The organism is Lacinutrix sp. MEBiC02595, from assembly GCF_053601555.1.
The window spans coordinates 75014-98670 of the sequence record NZ_JBSHNU010000246.1; the positions used below are offsets into that span (position 1 = coordinate 75014).

General features: G+C 32.8%; 18 protein-coding genes. 14 read left to right on the top strand and 4 right to left on the bottom strand.

The features are described 5' to 3' along the window. Nucleotides 1-14 precede the first annotated feature (14 nt). On the bottom strand, nucleotides 15-2570 hold the full coding sequence (gene gyrA / locus ACVCZW_RS17705) for a DNA gyrase subunit A (RefSeq protein ID WP_452233064.1): 2556 nt from the start codon (nucleotides 2568-2570) through the stop codon (nucleotides 15-17). A gap of 262 nt (nucleotides 2571-2832) precedes the next feature. Here gyrA and ACVCZW_RS17710 point away from each other — a divergent pair, with 262 nt between their 5' ends. Next, a complete protein-coding gene (locus tag ACVCZW_RS17710) occupies nucleotides 2833-5379 on the top strand; it encodes an ATP-dependent Clp protease ATP-binding subunit (RefSeq protein WP_452230120.1) in 2547 nt (848 codons plus the stop codon). A 69-nt stretch (nucleotides 5380-5448) separates the two neighbouring features. Beyond that, nucleotides 5449-5850 (top strand): hypothetical protein, encoded by a 402-nt coding sequence (locus ACVCZW_RS17715; protein WP_452233065.1) that lies wholly within the window; start codon nucleotides 5449-5451, stop codon nucleotides 5848-5850. Nucleotides 5851-5856: 6 nt separating this feature from the next. Here the strand turns inward: ACVCZW_RS17715 and hutH are convergent, their stop codons facing one another. Then, nucleotides 5857-7383, bottom strand: a complete 1527-nt coding sequence (gene hutH / locus ACVCZW_RS17720; protein WP_452230122.1) for a histidine ammonia-lyase — start codon at nucleotides 7381-7383, stop codon at nucleotides 5857-5859. Nucleotides 7384-7503: 120 nt separating this feature from the next. On the opposite strand from hutH, the gene ACVCZW_RS17725 reads away from it, so the two are divergent. Continuing rightward, a complete protein-coding gene (locus tag ACVCZW_RS17725; RefSeq protein WP_452230123.1) occupies nucleotides 7504-8553 on the top strand; it encodes a TlpA family protein disulfide reductase in 1050 nt (349 codons plus the stop codon). 104 nt (nucleotides 8554-8657) lie between these two features. Here ACVCZW_RS17725 and ACVCZW_RS17730 read toward each other — a convergent pair whose 3' ends face one another. Continuing rightward, nucleotides 8658-10229: an NAD(P)H-hydrate dehydratase gene (locus ACVCZW_RS17730; RefSeq protein ID WP_452233066.1), complete on the bottom strand. Its 1572-nt coding sequence runs from the start codon at nucleotides 10227-10229 to the stop codon at nucleotides 8658-8660. Between the two features lie 209 nt (nucleotides 10230-10438). Between ACVCZW_RS17730 and thrA the strand changes: the two genes are divergently transcribed. From thrA to thrC, 3 genes are all read left to right on the top strand, one after another. Continuing rightward, nucleotides 10439-12883, top strand: a complete 2445-nt coding sequence (thrA, locus tag ACVCZW_RS17735; RefSeq protein WP_452233067.1) for a bifunctional aspartate kinase/homoserine dehydrogenase I — start codon at nucleotides 10439-10441, stop codon at nucleotides 12881-12883. 215 nt (nucleotides 12884-13098) lie between these two features. Then, nucleotides 13099-14028, top strand: coding sequence for a homoserine kinase (locus ACVCZW_RS17740; protein ID WP_452230126.1), 930 nt, complete (start codon nucleotides 13099-13101; stop codon nucleotides 14026-14028). 61 nt (nucleotides 14029-14089) lie between these two features. After that, a complete protein-coding gene (gene thrC, locus ACVCZW_RS17745) occupies nucleotides 14090-15385 on the top strand; it encodes a threonine synthase (protein WP_452233068.1) in 1296 nt (431 codons plus the stop codon). On the opposite strand, the gene ACVCZW_RS17750 is transcribed toward thrC, so the two are convergent. Beyond that, on the bottom strand, nucleotides 15386-16036 hold the full coding sequence (locus ACVCZW_RS17750; protein ID WP_452230128.1) for an SDR family oxidoreductase: 651 nt from the start codon (nucleotides 16034-16036) through the stop codon (nucleotides 15386-15388). It lies immediately after the preceding gene. 182 nt (nucleotides 16037-16218) lie between these two features. Here ACVCZW_RS17750 and ACVCZW_RS17755 point away from each other — a divergent pair, with 182 nt between their 5' ends. From ACVCZW_RS17755 to ACVCZW_RS17790, 8 genes are all read left to right on the top strand, one after another. Further along, entirely contained in the window at nucleotides 16219-17019 is an 801-nt protein-coding gene (locus ACVCZW_RS17755) for a DUF1853 family protein (RefSeq protein WP_452233069.1), read from the top strand. 134 nt (nucleotides 17020-17153) lie between these two features. Next, the gene (locus tag ACVCZW_RS17760; RefSeq protein WP_452233070.1) at nucleotides 17154-18614 is read left to right on the top strand and encodes a potassium/proton antiporter; all 1461 of its coding nucleotides are present in this window, start codon (nucleotides 17154-17156) and stop codon (nucleotides 18612-18614) included. Nucleotides 18615-18804: 190 nt separating this feature from the next. Continuing rightward, nucleotides 18805-19143, top strand: a complete 339-nt coding sequence (locus tag ACVCZW_RS17765) for a DUF1622 domain-containing protein (RefSeq protein WP_452230131.1) — start codon at nucleotides 18805-18807, stop codon at nucleotides 19141-19143. A 251-nt stretch (nucleotides 19144-19394) separates the two neighbouring features. Further along, nucleotides 19395-20465, top strand: a complete 1071-nt coding sequence (gene gcvT / locus ACVCZW_RS17770; RefSeq protein WP_452230132.1) for a glycine cleavage system aminomethyltransferase GcvT — start codon at nucleotides 19395-19397, stop codon at nucleotides 20463-20465. Between the two features lie 2 nt (nucleotides 20466-20467). Continuing rightward, nucleotides 20468-21382 carry a glutaminase gene (locus tag ACVCZW_RS17775; RefSeq protein WP_452233071.1) on the top strand — a complete coding sequence of 305 codons (915 nt, stop codon included), beginning with the start codon at nucleotides 20468-20470 and terminating at the stop codon, nucleotides 21380-21382. Nucleotides 21383-21397: 15 nt separating this feature from the next. Next, nucleotides 21398-22225, top strand: a complete 828-nt coding sequence (locus tag ACVCZW_RS17780) for a sugar nucleotide-binding protein (RefSeq protein WP_452230134.1) — start codon at nucleotides 21398-21400, stop codon at nucleotides 22223-22225. Between the two features lie 20 nt (nucleotides 22226-22245). Then, nucleotides 22246-22542, top strand: coding sequence for a 4a-hydroxytetrahydrobiopterin dehydratase (locus ACVCZW_RS17785; protein WP_452230135.1), 297 nt, complete (start codon nucleotides 22246-22248; stop codon nucleotides 22540-22542). 300 nt (nucleotides 22543-22842) lie between these two features. Further along, nucleotides 22843-23565 carry a YebC/PmpR family DNA-binding transcriptional regulator gene (locus ACVCZW_RS17790; protein WP_203459004.1) on the top strand — a complete coding sequence of 241 codons (723 nt, stop codon included), beginning with the start codon at nucleotides 22843-22845 and terminating at the stop codon, nucleotides 23563-23565. The last annotated feature ends 92 nt before the right edge of the window (nucleotides 23566-23657 follow it).

Below are 23657 nucleotides of genomic sequence, written 5' to 3' on the forward strand. Positions count from 1 at the left end.
ATTAATGGTATTGTTTATTCTTCTTCTTCTTCACTAATATCAAGAGTTGTGCCATCTTCATCATCATCAATAGTTTCGGTAGCTTCCGGAATTATTACATTTCCATCTTCATCTAATTCTACTTCATCTTCATCTTGCATTACTTTTGCTACAGCTGCAATAGAGTCTTTTCCTTTTAAATTAATAAGTTTTACTCCTTGCGTAGCTCTACCCATTACTCTTAAATCTTTTACTGCCATTCTAATAGCAATACCCGATTTATTAATAATCATTAGATCATCTGTATCTGTTACATTCTTGATTGCTACCAAGTTACCTGTTTTTTCTGTAATAGAAATCGTTTTCACACCTTTTCCTCCACGATTGGTAATTCTATAATCCTCTAAACTAGAACGTTTACCATAACCATTTTCAGAAACGACAAGGATATTGCTTTCCATATCATCTACGGCAATCATACCAATAACTTCATCCGTTTTTTCATCTTGTAATCGAATACCACGAACACCAGAAGCATTTCTTCCCATCGGTCGTGTTTTCGCTTCTTCAAAACGAATTGCTTTACCAGATTTAAGCGCTAACATCACTTGGCTTTCACCTGTAGTAAGCTTTGCTTCTAGCAACTCATCCCCTTCCTTAATAGTAATCGCATTAATACCGTTTGTTCTCGGACGAGAATATTGCTCTAAAGAAGTCTTTTTAACTTGTCCTTTTTTAGTCGCCATAATTACATAATTACTATTTATGTACTCTTCGTCTTTTAAATCTTGTGTGCAAATAAATGCCATTACCTTATCATCTTGCTCGATGTTTATAAGGTTCTGAATTGCTCTACCTTTAGAGGTTTTACTTCCTTCTGGTATTTCGTAAACACGCATCCAGAAACATTTTCCTTTTTGTGTAAAGAATAGCATGTATTGGTGATTTGTACCCACAAATAAATGTTCTAAGAAGTCTTCATTTCTAGTTGTGGAAGCTTTTTGTCCAACGCCTCCTCTATTTTGTGTTTTGTATTCACTAAGGGAAGTACGTTTAATATAACCAGCATGCGAAATAGTAATTACTACTTTTGCATCCGGAATCATATCTTCAATACTTAAATCTCCTCCTGCATATTCAATTACAGAACGACGCTCATCTCCATATTTTTCTTTAACTACGGCTAATTCTTCTTTAATGATTTCCATACGACGTTCTTTTTTGTCTAGGATATCTTTTAAGTCGATAATCGTTTTCATGATTTCTTCATACTCCGCTCTAAGCTTATCTTGCTCTAGTCCGGTTAATTGACGAAGGCGCATTTCTACAATCGCCTTTGCTTGTATTTCTGAAAGTTCAAAACGCGCTATTAAATTAGTTCGTGCTTCATCTCCATTAGAGGATGCTCTTATAATTTTAATAACTTCATCAATATTATCGGAAGCAATAATTAAACCTTCTAAAATATGTGCTCTTTCTTCCGCTTTGCGTAACTCATACGTAGTTCTTCTTACAACCACATCATGTCTATGCTCTACAAAATAATGAATTAACTCTTTTAAATTTAGCATTTGAGGTCTTCCATTTACTAGTGCAATATTATTTACACTAAACGAAGATTGTAATGCAGTATACTTGTATAATTTATTAAGTACAATATTTGGTATTGCATCTCGTTTTAAAACGTATACAATTCGCATTCCGTTTCTATCCGATTCATCTCTAATCGTAGAGATACCTTCTAGTTTTTTATCGTTAACTAAATCCGCAGTCTTTTTAATCATGTCTGCTTTGTTAACTTGGTACGGAATTTCGGTTACAATAACACATTCTCTACCTTGAACCTCTTCAATTCTCGCTTTAGCACGCATTACAATACGTCCTCTACCAGTATGAAAAGCTTCTTTAACACCATCATAACCATAAATGGTTCCTCCTGTAGGGAAATCTGGTGCTTTAATGTGTTGCATTAACTCATCAATTTCGATGTCTTTATTGTCAATATAAGCCATGATACCATCTACAACTTCTGTTAAGTTGTGTGGTGGCATATTCGTTGCCATACCTACTGCAATACCTGAAGCTCCATTCACTAAAAGTCCTGGAATACGTGTTGGTAAAACGGTTGGTTCTTCTAAAGTATCATCAAAATTTAATTTATGGTCTACTGTTTCTTTGTCAATATCTGCCAACATGTCCTCCGATATCTTACGCATACGCGCTTCTGTATAACGCATTGCTGCAGGACTATCTCCATCCACAGAACCAAAGTTACCTTGACCATCTACTAACATGTAACGTAAACTCCATTCTTGAGCCATACGAACCATTGCATCGTAAACAGAAGTATCTCCATGCGGATGATACTTACCTAAAACCTCACCAACTATTCTTGCAGATTTTTTGTGCGCTCCAGTTGCTCGAACACCTAGTTCATGCATACCATAAAGTACACGTCTATGTACTGGCTTTAAACCATCTCTTACGTCTGGTAAAGCACGTGACACAATGACTGACATTGAATAGTCAATGTAAGCCGATTTCATTTCATCTTCAATGTTAATAGGAATGAGTTTTTCTCCTTCTGCCATATATATAAAATATTAAATTATTCTGTTATTTTCAAAACACGCTAATATAATACTTTCATTAGTCATAGTAAGCCTTTCAATTGTTTTTTTTGAGACTTTTTATTAACAATTTTACATACTTTATTAGTTAATAAGTATGCTGTTAATTATTTTGATTTTATAAACTTTTTTTCGTCTATTAGCATATATCCTATTATTTAAGGTATAGTTTTTGATTTTAGTATTAGGATTTTAGTATTTTTAATGAAGAAAGGAACAATTTATGGATGATAATTTTTCACCAAGAGTAAAAGATGTAATTGCATTTAGTAAAGAAGAAGCACTACGCTTAGGCCATGATTTTATTGGCACAGAGCACTTAATGCTTGGTTTATTAAGAGATGGCAACGGCAAAGCTATTAACATATTAAACGCGTTAGATATTGACTTAAATCATTTAAGGCGTAAAGTAGAAATTTTAAGTCCTGCAAACCCAAATGTAGCAGTGGCTTCTAACGAAAAGAAAAACCTACATCTTACTAGACAAGCAGAACGTGCTTTAAAAACTACTTTTTTAGAAGCAAAACTTTTTCAAAGTACGTCGATTAATACCGCACATTTATTATTGTGTATTTTAAGAAATGAAAACGATCCTACTACCAAGCTTTTAAATAAGCTCAAAGTGGATTACGATAATGTTAAAGAACAATTTAAATTTATGATTACAAACGATGATAATTATATAGAACCAAAAGCAGAATTTCCAGATGAAGATACTTCTTCTGAAGATGCGTCTTCAAAAGATATTTTCAATGCTCCAACAGGAGGAAAATCGAACAAAAAATCAAAAACTCCGGTTTTAGATAATTTTGGAAGAGATTTAACTGCTATGGCAGAAGAAGGAAAATTAGACCCAGTTGTTGGTCGTGAGAAAGAAATAGAAAGAGTTTCTCAAATTTTAAGTAGAAGAAAGAAAAATAATCCGCTTTTAATTGGGGAACCAGGAGTTGGTAAATCTGCAATTGCAGAAGGATTAGCAAATAGAATTGTAAGCAAAAAAGTATCTCGTATCCTTTTTAACAAACGTGTTGTAACTCTAGATTTGGCTAGCCTAGTTGCTGGAACAAAATATAGAGGACAGTTTGAAGAGCGCATGAAAGCGGTGATGAATGAACTAGAAAAGAATGATGATATTATTCTTTTTATAGACGAAATTCATACCATTGTTGGTGCTGGTGGAGCAACAGGTAGTTTAGATGCTTCTAACATGTTTAAACCTGCTTTAGCAAGAGGAGAAATACAATGTGTTGGCGCAACTACTTTAGATGAATATAGACAATACATTGAAAAAGATGGCGCTTTAGAACGTCGTTTTCAAAAAGTAATTGTCGAGCCTACAACGGTTGCTGAAACCATAGAAATTCTTAATAATATTAAGAGTAAATATGAAGAGCATCACAATGTAGAATACACACCAGAAGCTATTGAAGCTTGTGTAAAGCTTACTAGTAGATACATGACAGAACGCTTTTTACCAGACAAAGCTATTGATGCTTTAGATGAAGCTGGTTCTCGTGTACACATCACAAATATAGAAGTGCCTAAACAAATTCTAGAACTTGAAAAACAACTAGAAGAAGTGAAGAAAACAAAAACTTCTGTAGTTAAAAAGCAAAAATACGAAGAGGCGGCAAAGCTACGTGATGATGAAAAACGCATCGAAAAAGACTTAGCAATCGCACAAGAGAAATGGGAAGAAGACACCAAATTGCATCGTGAAATTGTTACCGAAGATAATGTTGCTGATGTGGTTTCCATGATGACCGGAATCCCCGTAAACAGAATTGCGCAAAAAGAAAGTAATAAGCTTGCTGAATTACCAGAACTTATAAAAGGAAAAGTAATTGGTCAAGACGAAGCTGTTGCCAAGGTTGTTAAAGCAATTCAACGTAATCGTGCTGGACTTAAAGATCCGAATAAGCCAATTGGCTCCTTTATATTTTTAGGACAAACAGGTGTTGGTAAAACACAATTAGCTAAAGTTTTAGCCAGAGAGTTATTTGATTCTGAAGATTCTTTAATTAGAATTGACATGAGTGAATACATGGAAAAATTTGCAATCTCTAGACTTGTAGGTGCACCTCCAGGATATGTTGGTTACGAAGAAGGTGGGCAACTTACAGAAAAAGTAAGACGCAAACCGTACTCTGTCATTTTACTAGATGAAATTGAAAAAGCGCATCCAGATGTATTTAACATGATGCTTCAAGTTTTAGATGATGGTTATTTAACAGACAGTCTTGGTAGAAAAATAGATTTTAGAAATTCTATTATTATCATGACTTCTAATATTGGTTCTAGAAAATTAAAAGATTTTGGTACTGGCGTTGGTTTTGGTACTGCTTCTCAAAAATCGCAAGAGGATAAAAATGCTAGAAGCGTTATTGAAAATGCACTTAAAAAAGCATTTGCTCCAGAGTTTTTAAATAGAATTGATGATGTCGTTGTTTTTAATGCTTTAGAAAAAGAAGACATTAATAAAATTATTGATATTGAATTAGAAAAACTATTGTTACGAATTAAAGATCTTGGTTACACTTTAAAATTAAGTAAAGAAGCCAAAGATTATATTGCAGATAAAGGTTTTGACAAACAATATGGAGCTAGACCATTAAAACGTGCTATTCAAAAGTATGTTGAAGATACTTTAGCGGAAGAAATTATTACTTCCCAATTAGTAGAAGGAGATAAAATAATGATGGATTTAGATAAAGAATCTAATGAATTAAAAATTGAAATTGAGAAAGCTGAAAAACCAGCGGAATCTTAATATTTATATTCTATGATAGAAGAGGTTATCTATTTTTTTAGATAACCTCTTTTTTTTTTGTATCTTAACATGATACATCAAAACCAGCTAATAATGACGGAAACAAAACACATAGACATAGGTATTGGCTTTGTTAGCATCAACGAAAATTACTTAATTGTAGTTATAAACCAAGGAGAAACGGTTACTGTAGCATCGAATCAAATACTAATAAATTTAGTAGAAACTTTTTATCAAGACAACGAATTTGTTTACATAACAAATCGTGAAAATTCGTATGGTGTTAATCCTGCCGTTTATTTTGAAACCAAAAAAATAAAGAACCTTATTGGTTTTGCTGTGGTATCTGAAAAAGAAATAGACATGAATAATGCGTTAATTGAAAAACTCTTTTTTGATAAACCTTTCGAAATGTTTAAAAACCTAGACGAAGCTATTTCTTGGGCAAATCAACTTTGCAAAAAAAAGTAAGCCAAATTAAACGCCATAATTATTCAAAAACAACTCCTCTATTTCTACGTCTACATCACTTAAAAACTGAATAGATGCTTCAATATCATCATGTAAAACTCTATCCTTTTTAACAAAGGAAACCTCTTTTCTATATAGCTCTAAAAAGGATTCTAAAAAAGGAGAGGTTTTTAACGGATTTCTAAACGCGATTGCCTGACTAGCATTCATTAATTCTATAGCAATTACACGCTCTACATTTCGTATTAATCTATAAGCTTGCGTTGCTGCATTTGCTCCCATACTTACGTGATCTTCTTGTCCGTTACTAGAAACAATACTATCTACACTTGCTGGTGTTGCTAATTGTTTATTTGCACTAACAATACTCGCTGCTGTGTATTGCGGAATCATAAAACCAGAATTCAAGCCCGGATTGTCTACCAAAAAAGCTGGTAATCCTCGCAATCCAGATACTAATTGAAACACACGTCTTTCCGAAATATTTCCTATTTCTGCCATTGCAATTTTTAAATAATCCAACGCTAATGCTAATGGTTGTCCGTGAAAATTTCCGCCAGAAATAATTAAATCTTCTTCTGGAAAAATATTAGGATTATCGGTAACCGAATTGATTTCCGTTAAAATAACGCGTTCCACAAAATCTAAAGTATCTTTTGTTGCCCCATGAACTTGTGGAATACAACGAAAGGAATACGGATCTTGCACATGTTGTTTTTCTCTTGTAATAATTTCACTTCCTTTTAAAAATTCATTAAAACGTCGTGCTACTTTTAACTGTCCAGGATGTGGACGAACCTGATGTACTAAATCATGAAAAGGTTCAATTCTTCCATCAAAAGCATCCAATGAAATACTAGCAATAACATCTGCTAAATAGGATGTTTTGTGTGACATTAATAAAAGATACACGCCATAAGCGCTCATAAATTGCGTTCCGTTTAAGAGTGCTAAACCTTCTTTAGCTTCTAATTTTATTGGTTCCCATCCAAACTTTTTAAGAATGGTACTTGCCTTCATTTCTTTTTTATCATGTACTACTTTTCCTTTTCCAATTAATGGTAAAGCCAAATGTGCCAAAGGCGCTAAATCACCAGAAGCACCAAGAGATCCTTGTGTAAATACAAACGGAAAAACATCATTATTAAAAAAGTCTATTAATCGATTTACAGTTTCTAATTGTACACCACTATGTCCATAACTTAAAGATTGTATTTTTAAAAGTAACATCACTTTTACCACACTTTCTGGAACACGGTCTCCGGTTCCGCAAGCATGTGACATCACTAAGTTTTCCTGTAATTTCGTTAAATCCTTTTTAGAAATTTCGACATTATATAAAGAACCAAAACCAGTATTAATTCCGTAAAAAGGCTTTTCTGCTTCACTTAATTTTTTGTCTAAATATTTTTTACAGGCTTTTATTTTTCCTACAGATTCTTCCGATAGTTTTAATTTTTTATTGTCTTTAAAAATATTGTAAATGGTTACAATGTCTAGTTTTTCGGAAGATATATAATGGTATGTGCTCATGTTTTATTTTAAGTAATTCAAAAATGACAATTCAAAACTAGTTATGCAACTATTGTTAATAATTAAATACAGGAAATACTAATTTATTATTCCTATTTTTGAGAAACTAAAACACAAAAAATGAAAAAACTATTAATTGCCTTATGCGCATTAAGCATTGTTGCTTGTAAAGAAGAAGCTAAAGATTATGTTACCTTTTCTGGAACGATTACAGATAAAAATAGCGACTCTATTATTTTAAGAACCCAAACATATTCTAAAACAATTAAGGTGAATGAAGATGGTACATTTAGCGATACATTAAAAGTAGCTACAGGAATATATAATTTTTATGATGGTGGTGAAAGCTCTAATGTATACCTACAAAATGGCTATGATTTAAATATGACATTAGACACCAAGATGTTTGATGAAACCATTAGTTATACCGGAATTGGAGATAAAACAAATAACTATTTAGCTAAAAAAGCATTATTTGAAGAAACCCTTTTCCCTCCTAGCCTTTTTGATTTTGAAGAAGAAGATTTCACAAAGAGTATTTCTGAAATAAACGAAAAGCGAGCTACCTTTTTAGAAGAAAACAAAGATATTGATCCTGTTTTTTATGCAACAGAAAAAGAAGAGGTGGATGGTTTTGAAAAGAAAATGTTAGGTTATTTTGCTGAAGGTAAAGAAAGAGCAAAAGCAAGAGCAGAACAATTTGCGAGTTATATTGGTCAACCTTCCGCAAGTTTTGATAACTATGAAAACCAAAAAGGAGGAACTACTTCTTTAGCAGATTTAAAAGGAAACTATGTGTACATAGATATCTGGGCAACTTGGTGCGGACCATGTTTAGCGGAACTTCCTGCATTAAAAATAGCAGAGAAAAAATATGAAGATAAAAAAGTGAAATTTGTAAGTATTTCTGTAGATGAAGGAAGAGGTTATAAAGACAAATCTTTTGAAGCTTCAAAAGAAGGTTGGAACAAAATGATTATCGAAAAAGAAATGGGTGGTATTCAATTGTTTTCCGATAAAAACTGGAAATCTGATTTCATTGCTGCTTTTAAAGTAAATAGTATTCCTAGATTTATTTTAATAGATCCAAATGGCGTTGTTGTAGATGCAGATGCACCAAGACCTTCTAGCCCAAAATTTGATACATTATTCGCTTCTTTAAGCTTATAATATAAAAAAAAAGCCACACTATAAATAACGTAGTTGAGTCATTCTTTAGAGTGGCTTTTTTTTATTTCTATACTTTACTATTTCCTCTTTATTTTTCCTCTTTACTATTTCTTACGTCTTTGGTTTTTTCCTTCTGTTTCCTCTTCCTCTACTTGAGGTTGTTCTGGTTGCTTAAATAAGTCGATATATGCTTGACCCAAAGTTTCAATAACATGACTAGCAATTAAACTTTGGTAGCCTAAAGTTTCGATCGCAATATCTGCAGATTTTCCGTGTAAATAAATTCCGAAAAGCGTTGCAGAAAGCGGCTCATAACCTTGCGCTATTAATCCGGTTATAATTCCAGTAAGTACGTCACCAGTTCCTGCCGTTGCTAGCCCTGGATTCCCAGTCGTATTCACATAACCTTTATCTTTAAAAACAGTAAGGCTATTTGCTCCTTTAATTACAATGATAAGCTTGTATTTTTTAGATAAGGCTTTCACCTTCTTTAATTTATCAAAATCGTCGTTCCATTTACCAACCAAGCGTTCCAACTCTTTTGGATGTGGCGTTAAAACAGTTTGTTCTGGTAATAACTTTAATAAGGCCTTCTTTTTAGCAAGAATATTTATTCCGTCGGCATCAATAACCAAAGGTATTTTATTCGTTTTTAAAAAGTTTTCAAAAGCGTTAATGGTTTTTGTTGCGGTTCCTACTCCAACTCCAAAAGCAATTACATTTGGTTCTATATCAAAGGAAATATTAGTCAGTATTTCTTCATTTGTATCTGTAAGTACCATTGCTTCTGGAAATGAAGACTGTAAAGCAGTATACCCACATTTTGGAATATATGCAGTAACTAAACCTGCACCAGAAGATAATGCTGCTCTGCTTGCCAAAGTAACCGATCCCATTTTACCATAGCTTCCTCCTATTATAAGCGCATGACCATACGTTCCTTTATTCGAAAATTTTTCTCTTGGTTTATAAATAGGAAGCATTTCGTTTTTTCCAATCAATTCATATGCTGTGTCTGTTGCATTTAAATATTCGGGATCTATTCCTATATCTAAAACTTCCCATTGCACCGTATATTTTTCCGTTTCTGGTAAAAAGAAAATCAATTTTGGCGTTTGAAAACTCAATGTATAATGAGACCAAACAACATCCTTTTCATTTGCTGGTACTTGATCTGGATACATACCTGAAGGTAAATCGATAGCTAAAGTAAAAGCTTTGGATGCTTTGAAATATTGAAATAAAGCTTTCACCCAACTTACAACTGGCCTATTTAAACCAATTCCGAAAATAGCATCGACAATAATATCATCTGGATGAATCTCTGGAAATTCTTCGGCATCTGTCATTAATAAAGGCCAAACTTTCGAAATGTTTTTAATTCTATCGTAATTGATTAAAAAATCTTTAGATCGTGTATCACTATAATTAATAACATACATTTTCACGTTATAACCATGCGTAATTAAATGTCTTGCTAACACCAAACCATCTCCTCCATTATTACCAATTCCGCAAAAAACATGAATTGGAACTTGTGCTCCTTGCATTCGCATATGCATCCAATTAAAAATTTGGGTTGCAGCACGCTCCATCAAATCTGTAGATGTTATGCCTTGTTTTTCAGCAGTTAATTTGTCGCCTTCGTAAATTTGTTCTTTCGAAAATATCTTCATTTGTTAATTCGTATTGCTTTTTAATTGTCTTCTAAATTCATTTAATAATTTTCAATGGAACAAATGATTTTATCAGGATTGTTTCATTTTAATCAGTATCTGCATCTTATATTACTAATTCCTCAAAAATAGCGTTTTAATATTTTTTTAGAAGTAAATGTAATACTTTTGAGACGTATATTAAAACTTATATAATTAAGTAAAATCTAATGAAAGTACTAAAATTTGGAGGAACTTCTGTAGGAAGCTCAAAAAACATAAACAAAGTGATTAGCATATTAGAAGACTATTCTAAAACCGATGCTATAATATGTGTAGTTTCTGCTGTTGGTGGTATTACAGATAGATTGCTAAAAGCTGGTGCATTAGCCAACAATAAAGATCAAGATTATATAAAGGAATTTGAAGCCATTCAGAAAAAACATTTTAGTATTATTTCTGAATTAATTCCGACTAAAAACAAGGAAACTTTAGATCACGTAGAAAAAATGCTACAAGATTTAAAGAGCCTTTTAGACGGTGTTTATTTGATAAATGAATTATCACCTAAAACATCCGACAAACTTGTAAGTTTTGGGGAATTATTGTCTTCTTATATTATTGCAGAAACTTTAAAAAGTAGAAGTATTAATGCAGAATTAAAAAATAGTCAGGAGTTAGTGGTTACCAATTCTAATTTCACAAAAGCGGAAGTAGAATATAAAATTACAAATCAAAATATTAAAGACTACTTTAATAAAGCGAATCAAAAAATAACGATGCTTCCTGGATTTGTTTCTAAATCTAAACTAGGAGAAATCACCACACTTGGCCGTGGCGGTTCCGACTTTACTGCTGCTATTATTGCTGCAGCTTTACAAGTGAAACAATTAGAAATTTGGACAGACGTTAGTGGTATGTTCACTGCAAACCCGAAACTGGTAAAACAAGCCTATCCAATAGATACTATTTCTTACCAAGAGGCCATGGAATTATCGCATTTTGGTGCAAAAGTTCTATATCCTCCAACAGTGCAACCGGTTTTAAATTTAGACATTCCTATTCATATTAAAAACACTTTAAAGCCCGAAGAAGTCGGAACTATTATTTCTAAGGCTGCTTCTACCGGAAAATCTCCTGTGAAAGGAATAAGCCATATTAGCAATATTGCTCTACTTACTTTAGAAGGAAGCGGAATGATTGGTATTCCTGGTTTTTCAAAGCGTTTATTTGAAACTTTAGCACAAGAAAAAATAAACATTGTATTAATTACGCAAGCTTCCTCAGAACATTCCATCTGTTTAGGTATTGAATCTAAAGATGCAGAATTTGCTAAAGAAGCTATAGATACTGCTTTTGAAAACGAAATATCGCTGCATAAAATAGAGCCATTAATTGTAGAAAAAGATTTATCTATAATCGCTCTTGTTGGTGATAACATGAAGAATCATCAAGGTATTAGTGGAAAAATGTTTAGTACACTTGGTAAAAATAATATTAATATTAGAGCTATTGCTCAAGGTGCTTCAGAGAAAAACATCTCTGCGGTAATTGCAGATAAGGATGTAAAAAAAGCATTAAATACCTTACACGAACGCTTTTTTGAAGAGAACACAAAACAGCTTAATATATTTATTACTGGTGTTGGTAATGTTGGTGAAAAGCTAATCGACCAAATACAACAGCAACATGCGTATTTAAAAAAGAATCTTAAAATTGATGTAAGAATTGTTGGAATGGCAAATTCCAGAAAAATGATTTTTAATGAAAAAGGAATCGATTTAAATAACTGGACATCCCAATTTCATCATTCGGATACATCTAGTTTACAAGGCTTTCTAAATAAAGTAATCGCACTGAATTTACGTAACAGTATTTTTGTGGATATTACTGCAAATGAAGCGGTTTCTAATCTATATGCAGACTATCTTAAAAATAGTATTGCGGTAGTTGCATGTAACAAAATCGCATGTTCTAATACGTATGAAAAATACAAAAACTTACAAGATTTATCTCTAAAATATAATGCACCATTTTTATACGAGACTAACGTTGGCGCTGGACTACCAATAATAAACACCTTAAAGAATTTAGTTGCATCTGGAGATAAAGTAACAAGTATTCAAGCAGTTTTATCTGGTAGTTTAAATTTTGTCTTTAATAATTTTAGTGATAAAAGAAACTTTCATGATACCGTAAAGCAAGCACAATTTGAAGGCTATACAGAACCAGATCCTAGAATAGATTTAAGCGGAATTGATGTTGCAAGAAAAATATTAATTCTTGCTCGTGAGAATGGTGAAAAGATGGAAATTGGAGATATTATAAACGATTCCTTTTTAACCAAAGCGAATTTAGAAAGCGATTCTGTAGATGATTTTTACGAAACGCTAAAAACAGACGAAGCTCATTTTCAAAAACTATACGCTTCGGCAAAAGCAAATAACTGTCAGTTAAAATATGTTGCAGAATTTAAAAACGGAAAAGCGAAAGTTGGTTTAAAGGAAATTCCGGTAGGACACCCTTTTTACAACCTAGAAGGAAAAGATAATATTGTCATGTTTTACACGCAACGCTATCCAGAACAACCATTAATAGTAAAAGGAGCTGGAGCTGGAGCAGATGTAACTGCTTCTGGTTTGTTTGCTAATATTATTCAAATTGCTAATAAATAGGTATATAAGTAAGCAGTATTCAGTCACAGTAGGCAGTGCTTACTCAAACGTAAAACAAATGATTTCCTTGAAGGTTTTAAAAACCTGACAGGTATAATTAAAAAAATATCGCTTTCGCGGAAATAAAAAACAACTGTTTCCTGCAAGGTTTTAAAAACCTTGTAGGTATAAATATAAAATTTCCGCCTTCGCGGAAATGAAAAAAATAGATTTCAATGGATCAAATAAAAATATTTTCACCTGCCACAGTTGCAAACGTTTCTTGCGGATTTGACGTACTTGGTTTTTGTTTAGATACCGTTGGTGATGAAATGGTTATTAAAAAGACAATCGAAAAGGGAATTAAAATAACAAAAATCGAAGGTTTTGATTTACCATTAGAAACCAAAAAAAACGTAGCTGGCGTTGCTGCTCTAGCAATTTATAATGACGCGAATCCAGATTGCGGATTTGAAATTGAAATATATAAAAAGATTAAACCTGGAAGCGGAATTGGTAGTAGTTCGGCTAGTGCTTCGGGTGCTGTTTTTGCCATCAATGAATTATTAGGAAAACCATATAACAAAACGCAACTTTCTAACTTTGCTATGAAAGGCGAAGCAGTTGCAAGTGGTAGCGAACATGCAGATAATATTGCTCCCGGAATTTTTGGTGGTTTTACTTTAGTAAAAAGTAATACACCTTTACAAATACTACAGCTACCTACTCCATCCAATTTATATGCAACTATAATTCATCCGCAAATCGAAGTTAAAACTGCAGAAGCTAGAAGTATTTTACCAAAAAACGTACCCATGCAAGACGCCATTACACAATGGTCTAATGTTGGTAGTTTGGTGCATGCTTTGCACACTAACGACTATAATTTATTAGGAGATTCTTTACATGATGTTATTGTAGAACCGCACCGAAGTAAGTTAATTCCCCATTACAACGAAGTAAAAGAAACCGCTATTTCAAATGGCGCTTTAGGTTGTGGGATTTCTGGTTCTGGACCTTCTATTTTCTCCTTATCGGAAGGCATAGAAACTGCGAAAAAAGTAGAAAAAGCGATACAAGAAATATATGGCACAACAGGAATTGAATTTTATACATTCACTTCTAAAATTAATGCGGAAGGGATTAAAACAATAGAAATTGTATAAAAAAGATTAGTCTTCGACAAGCTCAGACTGACAACTGTATTAAAAGTAAAATTAAAAGGAAATGAATTACTATAGTTTAAATAAAAAAGCACCAAATACATCTTTTAAAGATGCAGTAATAAAAGGATTAGCTCCCGATAGAGGATTATATTTCCCTGAGAATATTACACCTTTACCAAAAGCTTTTTTTGATAATATAGATAACTTATCCTATTCGGAAATAGCTTTTACAGCCATTAAACAATTTGTTTATCCAGAAATTCCGGAGGACGTTTTAAAAACAATAGTTGAAGAAACACTTTCTTTCGATTTTCCTGTGGTACAACTAAACGATCATATTTCGACTTTAGAACTTTTTCATGGTCCGACTATGGCTTTTAAAGATGTTGGTGCTCGATTTATGGCAAGATGTTTAGGCTATTTTAATAAAGATAACACCAACGAAGTTACTGTTTTGGTGGCAACTTCTGGAGATACTGGAGGCGCTGTTGCAAACGGTTTTCTTGGCGTTAAAGGTGTAAACGTAGTGATATTATATCCTTCCGGAAAAGTAAGTGATATACAAGAAATGCAACTTACCACGCTTGGGCAAAACATTAGAGCTTTAGAAGTAGATGGTGTTTTTGATGATTGTCAAGACATGGTAAAACGTGCTTTTTTAGATGAAGAACTAACCAGTAAAATGCAATTAACTTCTGCTAACTCTATTAATGTTGCACGTTGGTTACCACAACTTTTCTACTTTATGTTTGCATACAAGCAATTACATAAAACACACAAAGACATTGTTTTTTCTGTACCTAGTGGGAATTTTGGAAATGTTTGCGCAGGAATGATGGCACAAAAATTAGGTTTACCAATTAAACATTTTATAGCTTCCAATAACCAAAATAATGTGGTTACTAATTATCTACAAACCGAAGAATACAACCCGAAAGCATCGGTACAAACGATAAGTAATGCCATGGATGTTGGTAATCCGAGTAATTTCATTCGTATTCAAGAAATTTATAAAAACAATTTCGATAGCCTAAAAAACAACCTTTCTTCTTATAGTTTTTCAGATATAGAAACGAAAGAAGCCATGTTAGAAATTTACAACAACTATAACTATGTTGCAGATCCGCATGGCGCTGTTGGTTATTTAGGTTGCAAAGCATATTTAAAGGAAAACCCAAATGCACATACCGTGTTTTTAGAAACAGCACATCCAACTAAGTTTTTAGATGTTGTAGAAGAAGTTATCCTAGAAAAACAAGCATTACCAAAACAAATTCAAGCGGTAATGGGAAAAACAAAAGTAGCCACCAAAATTGGCAGCTACGATGGTTTAAAGTCCTTTTTATTAAAAGGCTAATCACGCTTTAACAGAAGATACTTTATTTAAGGCATCACCAATTAATGTGTTGCCTTTTATGATTTCGAAAGTGACATTATTTGCAACGTCATCATTAAGCGTACGCACTAATGTTTGCGCAACATCATTTCTACTTATTTCTCCTCTGGTATTTAATTTTTCTTCCAAATCTATGGCATTCGTTAATTCGCCATTTGTTAATGCACCTGGTCTAACAATAGCATAATTTAATCCGCTAGATTTCAAGTATACATCCGCATTATGTTTTGCTTTTAAATAGTCTTGTAATTGTTCTGCTTTTTCTGGTTGATCTGCTCCCATAGAACTAAGCATCACAAACTTTTTCACAGCATTTTTATTAGAAGCATCTATTAATCGCTTGGCGCCTTCTTGATCTACTTCGACTACTTTTTTTCCACCAGAACCGGCAGCAAATACTACTTTATCGATGCTTTTAGAATTATTAAATACATGAGAAACATCTGTTTCTAAATCTCCTAAAACGGTATCTATATTTTTTGCTTTAAAATAAGCTTGTTGTTCCTCTTTTCTAACCATTGCTATTGGGTTAAAATATAGAGATTCCTTTAAAAGATTAACTATTTTTTTTCCTGTAGTGCCATTTGCACCTGCTACTAAAATATTTTCCATACTTTAACTTATCTATAAAAATGCCCAAAACCAAAAAATATGAGCCCTTTAACTTAAGTTTAATATCCTCTAATAAAAAATTAATACTTCTGCTATACGCTTATATTTCTCACAAACATCTCCTTCTTTTTCAATACTTTTGCTAGACGACAAATAAAATTCACAAAGCGATTTTAATATAGATGAAAGACATAACATTACAATATTTAGGTTTTCTAAACACACCAAATTTGTGGTTAAATACTTCGGATTTTGAAATGCAACAATTAGAAATCTCTAATACAATCGCTATTTTAAATGCTTCAGAAACACCTAAATTAAGACTTGGCAAATTAGTCGAACGTTTTGTTAGTCGGCAATTAAAACAAGACGAAACCGTTTCTATTTTAATCGAAAACATTCAGATACAAAACGGGAAGCTTACTATTGGAGAAATAGATTGTCTTCTTAAAAAGGACGAACAAATCATTCATTTAGAAATTATCTATAAATTTTACTTGTATGATGAAACTGTTGGGACTAAAGAAATAGACCACTGGATTGGTCCGAATAGAAAAGATAGCCTTGTACAAAAATTAGCCAAGCTAGAAGAAAAGCAATTACCACTACTCTATCATACTTGCACAAAACCTGTACTAGAAAAACTAGGTTTACAAGTGGAAGAAATCCAACAACGCGTCAGTTTTAAAGCACAACTATTTGTTCCTTTTCACAACCAGAATATTCCTTTTAAAGCGATAAATGCTTCTTGTGTTAAAGGCTTTTATATTACCCAAAAAGAGCTACAAGAATTTAAAGATTGCACCTTCTTTATTCCCGATAAAGGAGATTGGCTAATCGATATTCCAACACATGATTCCTGGCAATCGTACAATACTTTTTCTAAGGAATTAAAACCGCTTTTAAATCAAGAAAAAGCCCCTTTATGTTGGTTAAAAAAAACAAATGGGGAAACCCTAAAATTTTTTGTGGTTTGGTGGTAAAGTTATAGTATGCAACTCGTAGGTTAAACAAATTCCAATTACGTCGAAAAATCGCATAAGTTAAGTGCTCCTTTTTTATGGGTTTTTAGAGAACTAGCAGTATCTTTATCTTTTGATTTCAAAAAGAAAAATGCATGAATTTAACGATTGAAAATATACTATTAGTTGGCTCTTTATTACTTCTTATCAGCATTTTTGCAGGTAAGACTTCCTATAAGTTTGGTGTTCCTACCTTATTACTGTTTTTAGGAATAGGAATGCTAGCAGGATCTGACGGTATTGGAGGTATTCGTTTTGACGATCCAAAACTTGCCCAATTTATTGGTATTGTATCGCTAAATTTTATATTGTTTTCAGGAGGACTCGATACCAATTGGAAATCTGTAAAACCCATTCTTCGAGAAGGAATTGCGTTATCCACATTAGGTGTATTATTTACAGCAGTTTCTCTCGGTACTTTTGTATGGTTTGTTACCGATTTCACTATTTATGAAAGCCTATTATTAGGTTCTATTGTATCTTCTACAGATGCCGCTGCCGTATTTTCCATTCTACGTTCTAAAAGTCTTGCACTTAAAACCAACTTAAGACCCACTTTAGAGTTAGAAAGCGGAAGTAATGACCCAATGGCCTATGTACTTACAATAGCCTTTCTAACCTTAGTTATTAATCAAGACAAAAGTTTTCTATCTATTATCCCATTGTTTTTACAACAAATGATTTTTGGTGGTATTTTGGGTATAACCTTTGGCGTTACTAGTAAATATATAATCAATAAAATAAAATTAGATTTTGAAGGGCTTTACCCTGTTTTAGTAATAGCCTTGATGTTTATCACATTTTCTGCTACCAACTTTGTAGGAGGTAACGGATTTCTTTCCATTTATATTTGTGCCGTTTATTTAGGAAATCAAGACCTAATACACAAAAAAACTATCTTAAAAATGTTTGATGGTTTAGCTTGGCTAATGCAAATTGTATTATTCCTTACGCTTGGTTTACTCGTTTTCCCTTCTCAAATAATTCCATATATGGGTATCGGATTACTTATCTCCGTATTCTTAATCCTTGTTGCTAGACCTATTGGCGTATTTATAAGTCTTATGTTTTTTAAGATGAAAATGAAAAGAAGGTTTTATATTTCTTGGGTTGGTTTACGTGGTGCCGTTCCTATTGTTTTTGCTACCTATCCGCTTTTAGCAGGAATAGATAAAGCACACATGATTTTTAATATTGTATTTTTCATTTCGGTTACTTCTATTTTAATTCAGGGAACCACACTTTCTATTGTTGCAAAATGGTTAGGTGTGGGATTACCAGAAACACAAAAGAAATTTACCGATACCGATTTGCTTCTAACGGAAAACCCTAAAGCAGAAATGAAAGAGCTTATCATATCTAAAGACTGCTTTGCGGTAGATAAGAAAATCATAGAATTAGGCTTTCCTAAAAATGCAATTATAGCAATGATTAAAAGAGGCGAAAGTTATATTATTCCAAATGGTTTAACCAAAGTGGAAGCTGATGACACACTAATTGTATTAGCAGATAAACCAGAAATTTTTGATGAAGTATATAAAACACTGACCAAATAGAAAGTTTAAGAAGTCTCTTATGTATTAAAAAACATTTGCAGACTTACCTCCGACTGCTAATATCAAACAAAGTTTATGCAAGTAAAAACAGAAAGAATTGGAGATTAAATAAATTGCAATTCTAAATTATAAAAGCGATATTATAGCGTCTAAAAAGAGATACATAATGAAACAGAACCTTAACAATTAGATGGAAAATATTAAAACATACATCGATTATGTTGCAACAATAATGGAAGCAATTGGAGTGCTAACCATTTTTTTTGGTTCCATATTCGCCATTGGAAAATTTATTTTTTTAATCAAAAGTAAAAAAGCGGTCAGTTATATAGCACTTAGACAATCTGTTGGGAAATCCATTCTTTTAGGATTAGAAATATTAATTGCAGCAGATATTATGGCAACAGTGGTTACAGAGCCATCATTAAAATCTGTTTCTATTTTAGGGCTAATTGTTCTTATTAGAACATTTTTAAGTCTTTCGTTACAAGTAGAATTAGAAGGTAAATTTCCTTGGCAAAAAAAATAGTGGTTTAACTTTCTCGAAAAAACTACAGAATTTCCATTTTAAAGGAACTGTTGAAAGAAAACATTAAAACGATTTTATAGCATCGTATTCATTCCTTTAATTTCAAAAACTCAAAACTTTACTTCAAAAAAACTTTAACTCCATATTATTGCTATTCCTAAAACCAACTCAAAATTTTTCAATACTTTTGTTATTCAATAATTAAATAATCAAGATTTCCGTCCCAACGGAAATGAAAAAATATATTCTTTATGAAAAACACTGCATTATCTGCTACACACGAAGCTCTAGGAGCAAAAATGGTTCCTTTTGCTGGTTACAATATGCCTGTACAATACGAAGGCGTAAACATAGAACACGAAACGGTTAGAAAAAGTGTTGGTGTTTTTGATGTAAGTCACATGGGAGAATTTTTAATTTCTGGTCCGAATGCACTTGCGTTAATTCAAAAAGCATGTAGTAATGATGCAAGCAAACTTACTATTGGCAAAGCGCAATACAGTTGTATCCCTAATGATGATGGCGGAATTGTAGACGATTTAATTATCTACAAACTGAAAGAAGAACAATATTTATTAGTGGTTAATGCTAGTAATATTGAAAAAGATTGGAATTGGATTTCCTCTAAAAATACAGTCGATGCAGAAATGCGTGACATAAGTGAAGACTATTCTTTACTAGCAATTCAAGGACCTCAAGCTGTAGAAGCGATGCAAAGCCTTACTAGTCATGATTTGGCTGCTATTAAATTTTACAATTTTGTTGTTGGCGATTTTGCAGGTATTGAAAACGTGATTATCTCTGCTACTGGTTATACAGGAAGTGGCGGATTTGAAATTTATTGTAAAAATACAGAAGTAAAACAAATTTGGGATAAAGTTACCGAAGCTGGAGCTACGCCAATTGGTCTTGCTGCAAGAGATACACTGCGTTTAGAAATGGGATATTGTCTTTACGGAAATGATATAGATGATACTACTTCTCCTATTGAAGCTGGTTTAGGATGGGTTACAAAATTCACTAAAGAATTTACAAATTCCGAAGCTTTAGCAGATGAAAAACGAAGAGGTTCAGAACGTAAACTTATTGCATTCCAATTAGACGAAAGAGGAATTCCTCGTCAAGGCTATGATATTGTAGATGGTCAAGGTAAAAAGATTGGTAATGTTACTTCTGGAACTATGAGTCCGATGCTTGGTAAAGGAATTGGTCTGGGTTATGTACCAACTATTTTTGCAGATGTAAACAGTAAGATAAACATACAGATTCGTAAAAATGCGATTCCAGCAACGGTTGTAAAATTACCATTTTATAAAGGTTAAATATGATAGATTTTCAAGAGGTAATTAATACCATCCACAACGATTTAAAACAAGAAATAGATCGTGGATTGGTCGCAAATTACATCCCTGAATTATCGCATATAAATGCCAATAATTTTGGTATCCATTTACAACTAATCTCTGGAGAAAGTTTTTCGGTTGGTGAAGCTAAAACGCCTTTTTCTATTCAAAGTATTTCTAAAGCATTTGCGCTTTCTAAGGCTTTTCAACTACAAGGAGATGCGCTATGGGAACGTATGGACGTGGAGCCTTCTGGCGATCCTTTTAATCAATTATCGTTACTAGAACTTGAAAATGGAATTCCTAGAAATCCATTTATAAATTCTGGAGCCATTGTTATTGCAGATATATTGGTTTCACAATTAGAAAACCCCAAAGCAGATTTCTTACACTTTGTTCGCGCTTTAGCAAACGATCCAACTATCGATTATAACGAGGCTGTTGCAGCTTCAGAAAAAGCTACAGGTTTTAATAACTATGCGGCAGCAAATCTTTTAAAATCGTTTGGGAATTTAAAAAATGATGTCGAAGATGTTCTAGATTTCTATTTTCACCAGTGCGCTTTAGAAATGACTTGTGAGCAATTAACAAATGCTTTCTTTTTATTCGCTAATCATGGCGTATGCCTGCAAAATAAAGAATGGCTAACGGCTAGCCAAATAAAACGTATCAATGCTATTATGCTTACTTGCGGATTTTATGATGAAGCAGGTGAGTTTGCATTCGAGGTTGGGTTACCTGGAAAAAGTGGCGTCGGTGGTGGTATTGTTGCGTTACTACCCAATAATTTCATTATATCCACTTGGTCTCCCGGACTAAATCCAAAAGGAAATTCTAAAATTGGTATGCAAGCTTTAGAAGCTTTTACGACCAAAACTAAACTTTCTATTTTTTAAAGAATTGCCCCAATAATGTTGGATAAAAAAAAACATAAAATACTAGTTCTTGGTGTTAATGGCTTTATTGGTAATGCTGTTTACAAAGAGCTCTACGCCTATTTTAGAGTTTTTGGCACTTATGTCACATCCAATACAGCTTCCGAAAAAAACAAACAATTTTTTCACTATAATCACGAAGAAGATGACGTGGTAGAAATATTAGAAGCTACAAAACCTAGTATTATTATTTCAGCGCTTCGCGGAAACTTTGCAACGCAAACAATAGCACATGGACACATTACAGAATATGTACAACATCACGATTGCAAAATCATTTTCTTATCGTCTGCAAACGTATTTGATGCGTATAAAAACTATCCTAGTTACGAGCTAGACAAAACATTAAGCTCTAGTATTTATGGGCATTTTAAAATTAAAATTGAAAATATGCTCATGCGTTTACCCAAAAAAAAATGGGCAATTTTAAGAGTTCCAATGGTTTTTGGACAAGGCTCTCCTAGAGTCGAAGAGATTAAAATGCAATTAAAAGAGAAATTACCGATAGAGGTTTTTCCTAACTTAATAATAAACGTAACTACAGACTATAAACTTTCACAGCAAATACATTATATCATTAACAGAAGTAAGTCCGGGATTTTCCATCTAGGAAGCACCGATTTAATACATCATGATGAGTTTATAAAAGAAATTGTAGCTTCTCTCGTATTATATCAACCCGTTTACAAACAAGTGTACACTACTAATGACGATAGATATTTAGCTGTTTTACCAAAGGATAACCTTTTACCAAAAAACTTACAAATACAGAGTAAGGATGTTTTAAAAATGAGTATTTTGTAGTGCATTATAAAACAATAAAAATGGAAAAAATTTCAGCAGAAGATATAGAAAAACGATTATTACATTTTCCAGATTGGGACTATTTTGACAATGCACTTCATGCAGAATTTGAATTCGATAACTTTAAAGATTGCTTTAGTGCCATGAGTAGAATCGCTTTTGAGTGCGAAGCCCAAAATCACCATCCAGATTGGAGTAATGTGTATAATATTTTAAAAATAACGGTATCTACACATGATGTAAACGGCGTAACAAAAAAAGATTTCAAACTTGTTAAGGCTATTGATGCCATTGTTGTTCCCGAAGACGAAGATTAATTAACCGTTTTCAATCGCAGTTAGCAGTGCGCACTTCAACTTTAAAAATAGTATACATTTAGCAATCCACTTCTCTAGAGTAAAGCATGCAAACTAGTCTTGTTTTATGGTACATCTATGCGGTACTTTGGAAAACGTTGTGAAATAACTCCTTATAAAACCAATCATATTAAAATATCTAAACCACAGTTGTTGCAGTTTGCGATTGTAATTTTTATATTTGTAATTCAAACAATTTAATTAATAAGTTTCCTTCCTGTAGTTATCGGGAATCGTGGAAACTAAAAACATATATTTTTAATGGGAAGAGCTTTTGAATTTCGTAAAGCACGTAAAATGAAACGTTGGTCTGCTATGAGCAAAGCCTTTACACGTATTGGTAAAGACATTGTTATGGCTGTTAAAGAAGGTGGTCCTGATCCGGCAAGTAATTCGCGTTTAAGAGCGGTTATTCAAAATGCAAAGGCCGTGAACATGCCTAAAGATAATGTAGAACGCGCTATTAAGAAAGCAAGTGATAAAAGTCTTGGCGATTATAAAGAAGTGATTTTTGAAGGGTATGCACCGCACGGAATTGCTGTTTTAGTAGAAACTGCAACAGATAATAATACGCGTACCGTTGCCGATGTAAGAAGCTATTTTAATAAATGTGATGGTAGTTTAGGTACTTCAGGTTCTGTAGTGTTTATGTTTGATCATACTTGTAACTTTAGAATTGAAGCGGAAGGATTAGATCCGGAAGAACTAGAATTAGAATTTATTGACTTTGGTGCAGAAGAAGTTTTTGCAGATGATGATGGTATTTTAATCTATGCTCCTTTTGAAAGTTTTGGTGCTATTCAAGCAGAATTAGAATCTCGAGGTATTGAAATTCTTTCTTCTGGTTTTGAACGTATACCACAAGTAACTAAAAAATTGACTCCAGAAGAAGCTGCAGATGTAGAAAAGCTTCTAGAGAAATTAGATGATAATGATGATGTGCAAAACGTATATCATACCATGGAAGAATCTACGGAAGAATAAAAATATAGAAAATTTTCGATTTTTTTTTTAAAACCTAAGCAAATTGTTTAGGTTTTTTTTGTAACATTATATATCGTAAATCGTTTTAATAA

Coding starts and splice junctions, on each gene's coding strand:
- gcvT (WP_452230132.1), top strand. CDS start 19,395: ATGAAAAACACTGCATTATCTGCTACACACGAAGCTCTAGGAGCAAAA.
- ACVCZW_RS17780 (WP_452230134.1), top strand. CDS start 21,398: ATGTTGGATAAAAAAAAACATAAAATACTAGTTCTTGGTGTTAATGGC.
- ACVCZW_RS17715 (WP_452233065.1), top strand. CDS start 5,449: ATGATACATCAAAACCAGCTAATAATGACGGAAACAAAACACATAGAC.
- ACVCZW_RS17775 (WP_452233071.1), top strand. CDS start 20,468: ATGATAGATTTTCAAGAGGTAATTAATACCATCCACAACGATTTAAAA.
- ACVCZW_RS17785 (WP_452230135.1), top strand. CDS start 22,246: ATGGAAAAAATTTCAGCAGAAGATATAGAAAAACGATTATTACATTTT.
- ACVCZW_RS17730 (WP_452233066.1), bottom strand. CDS start 10,229: ATGAAGATATTTTCGAAAGAACAAATTTACGAAGGCGACAAATTAACT.
- ACVCZW_RS17790 (WP_203459004.1), top strand. CDS start 22,843: ATGGGAAGAGCTTTTGAATTTCGTAAAGCACGTAAAATGAAACGTTGG.
- ACVCZW_RS17710 (WP_452230120.1), top strand. CDS start 2,833: ATGGATGATAATTTTTCACCAAGAGTAAAAGATGTAATTGCATTTAGT.
- ACVCZW_RS17750 (WP_452230128.1), bottom strand. CDS start 16,036: ATGGAAAATATTTTAGTAGCAGGTGCAAATGGCACTACAGGAAAAAAA.
- thrC (WP_452233068.1), top strand. CDS start 14,090: ATGAATTACTATAGTTTAAATAAAAAAGCACCAAATACATCTTTTAAA.
- gyrA (WP_452233064.1), bottom strand. CDS start 2,570: ATGGCAGAAGGAGAAAAACTCATTCCTATTAACATTGAAGATGAAATG.
- ACVCZW_RS17765 (WP_452230131.1), top strand. CDS start 18,805: ATGGAAAATATTAAAACATACATCGATTATGTTGCAACAATAATGGAA.
- ACVCZW_RS17760 (WP_452233070.1), top strand. CDS start 17,154: ATGAATTTAACGATTGAAAATATACTATTAGTTGGCTCTTTATTACTT.
- ACVCZW_RS17740 (WP_452230126.1), top strand. CDS start 13,099: ATGGATCAAATAAAAATATTTTCACCTGCCACAGTTGCAAACGTTTCT.
- ACVCZW_RS17755 (WP_452233069.1), top strand. CDS start 16,219: ATGAAAGACATAACATTACAATATTTAGGTTTTCTAAACACACCAAAT.
- hutH (WP_452230122.1), bottom strand. CDS start 7,383: ATGAGCACATACCATTATATATCTTCCGAAAAACTAGACATTGTAACC.
- thrA (WP_452233067.1), top strand. CDS start 10,439: ATGAAAGTACTAAAATTTGGAGGAACTTCTGTAGGAAGCTCAAAAAAC.
- ACVCZW_RS17725 (WP_452230123.1), top strand. CDS start 7,504: ATGAAAAAACTATTAATTGCCTTATGCGCATTAAGCATTGTTGCTTGT.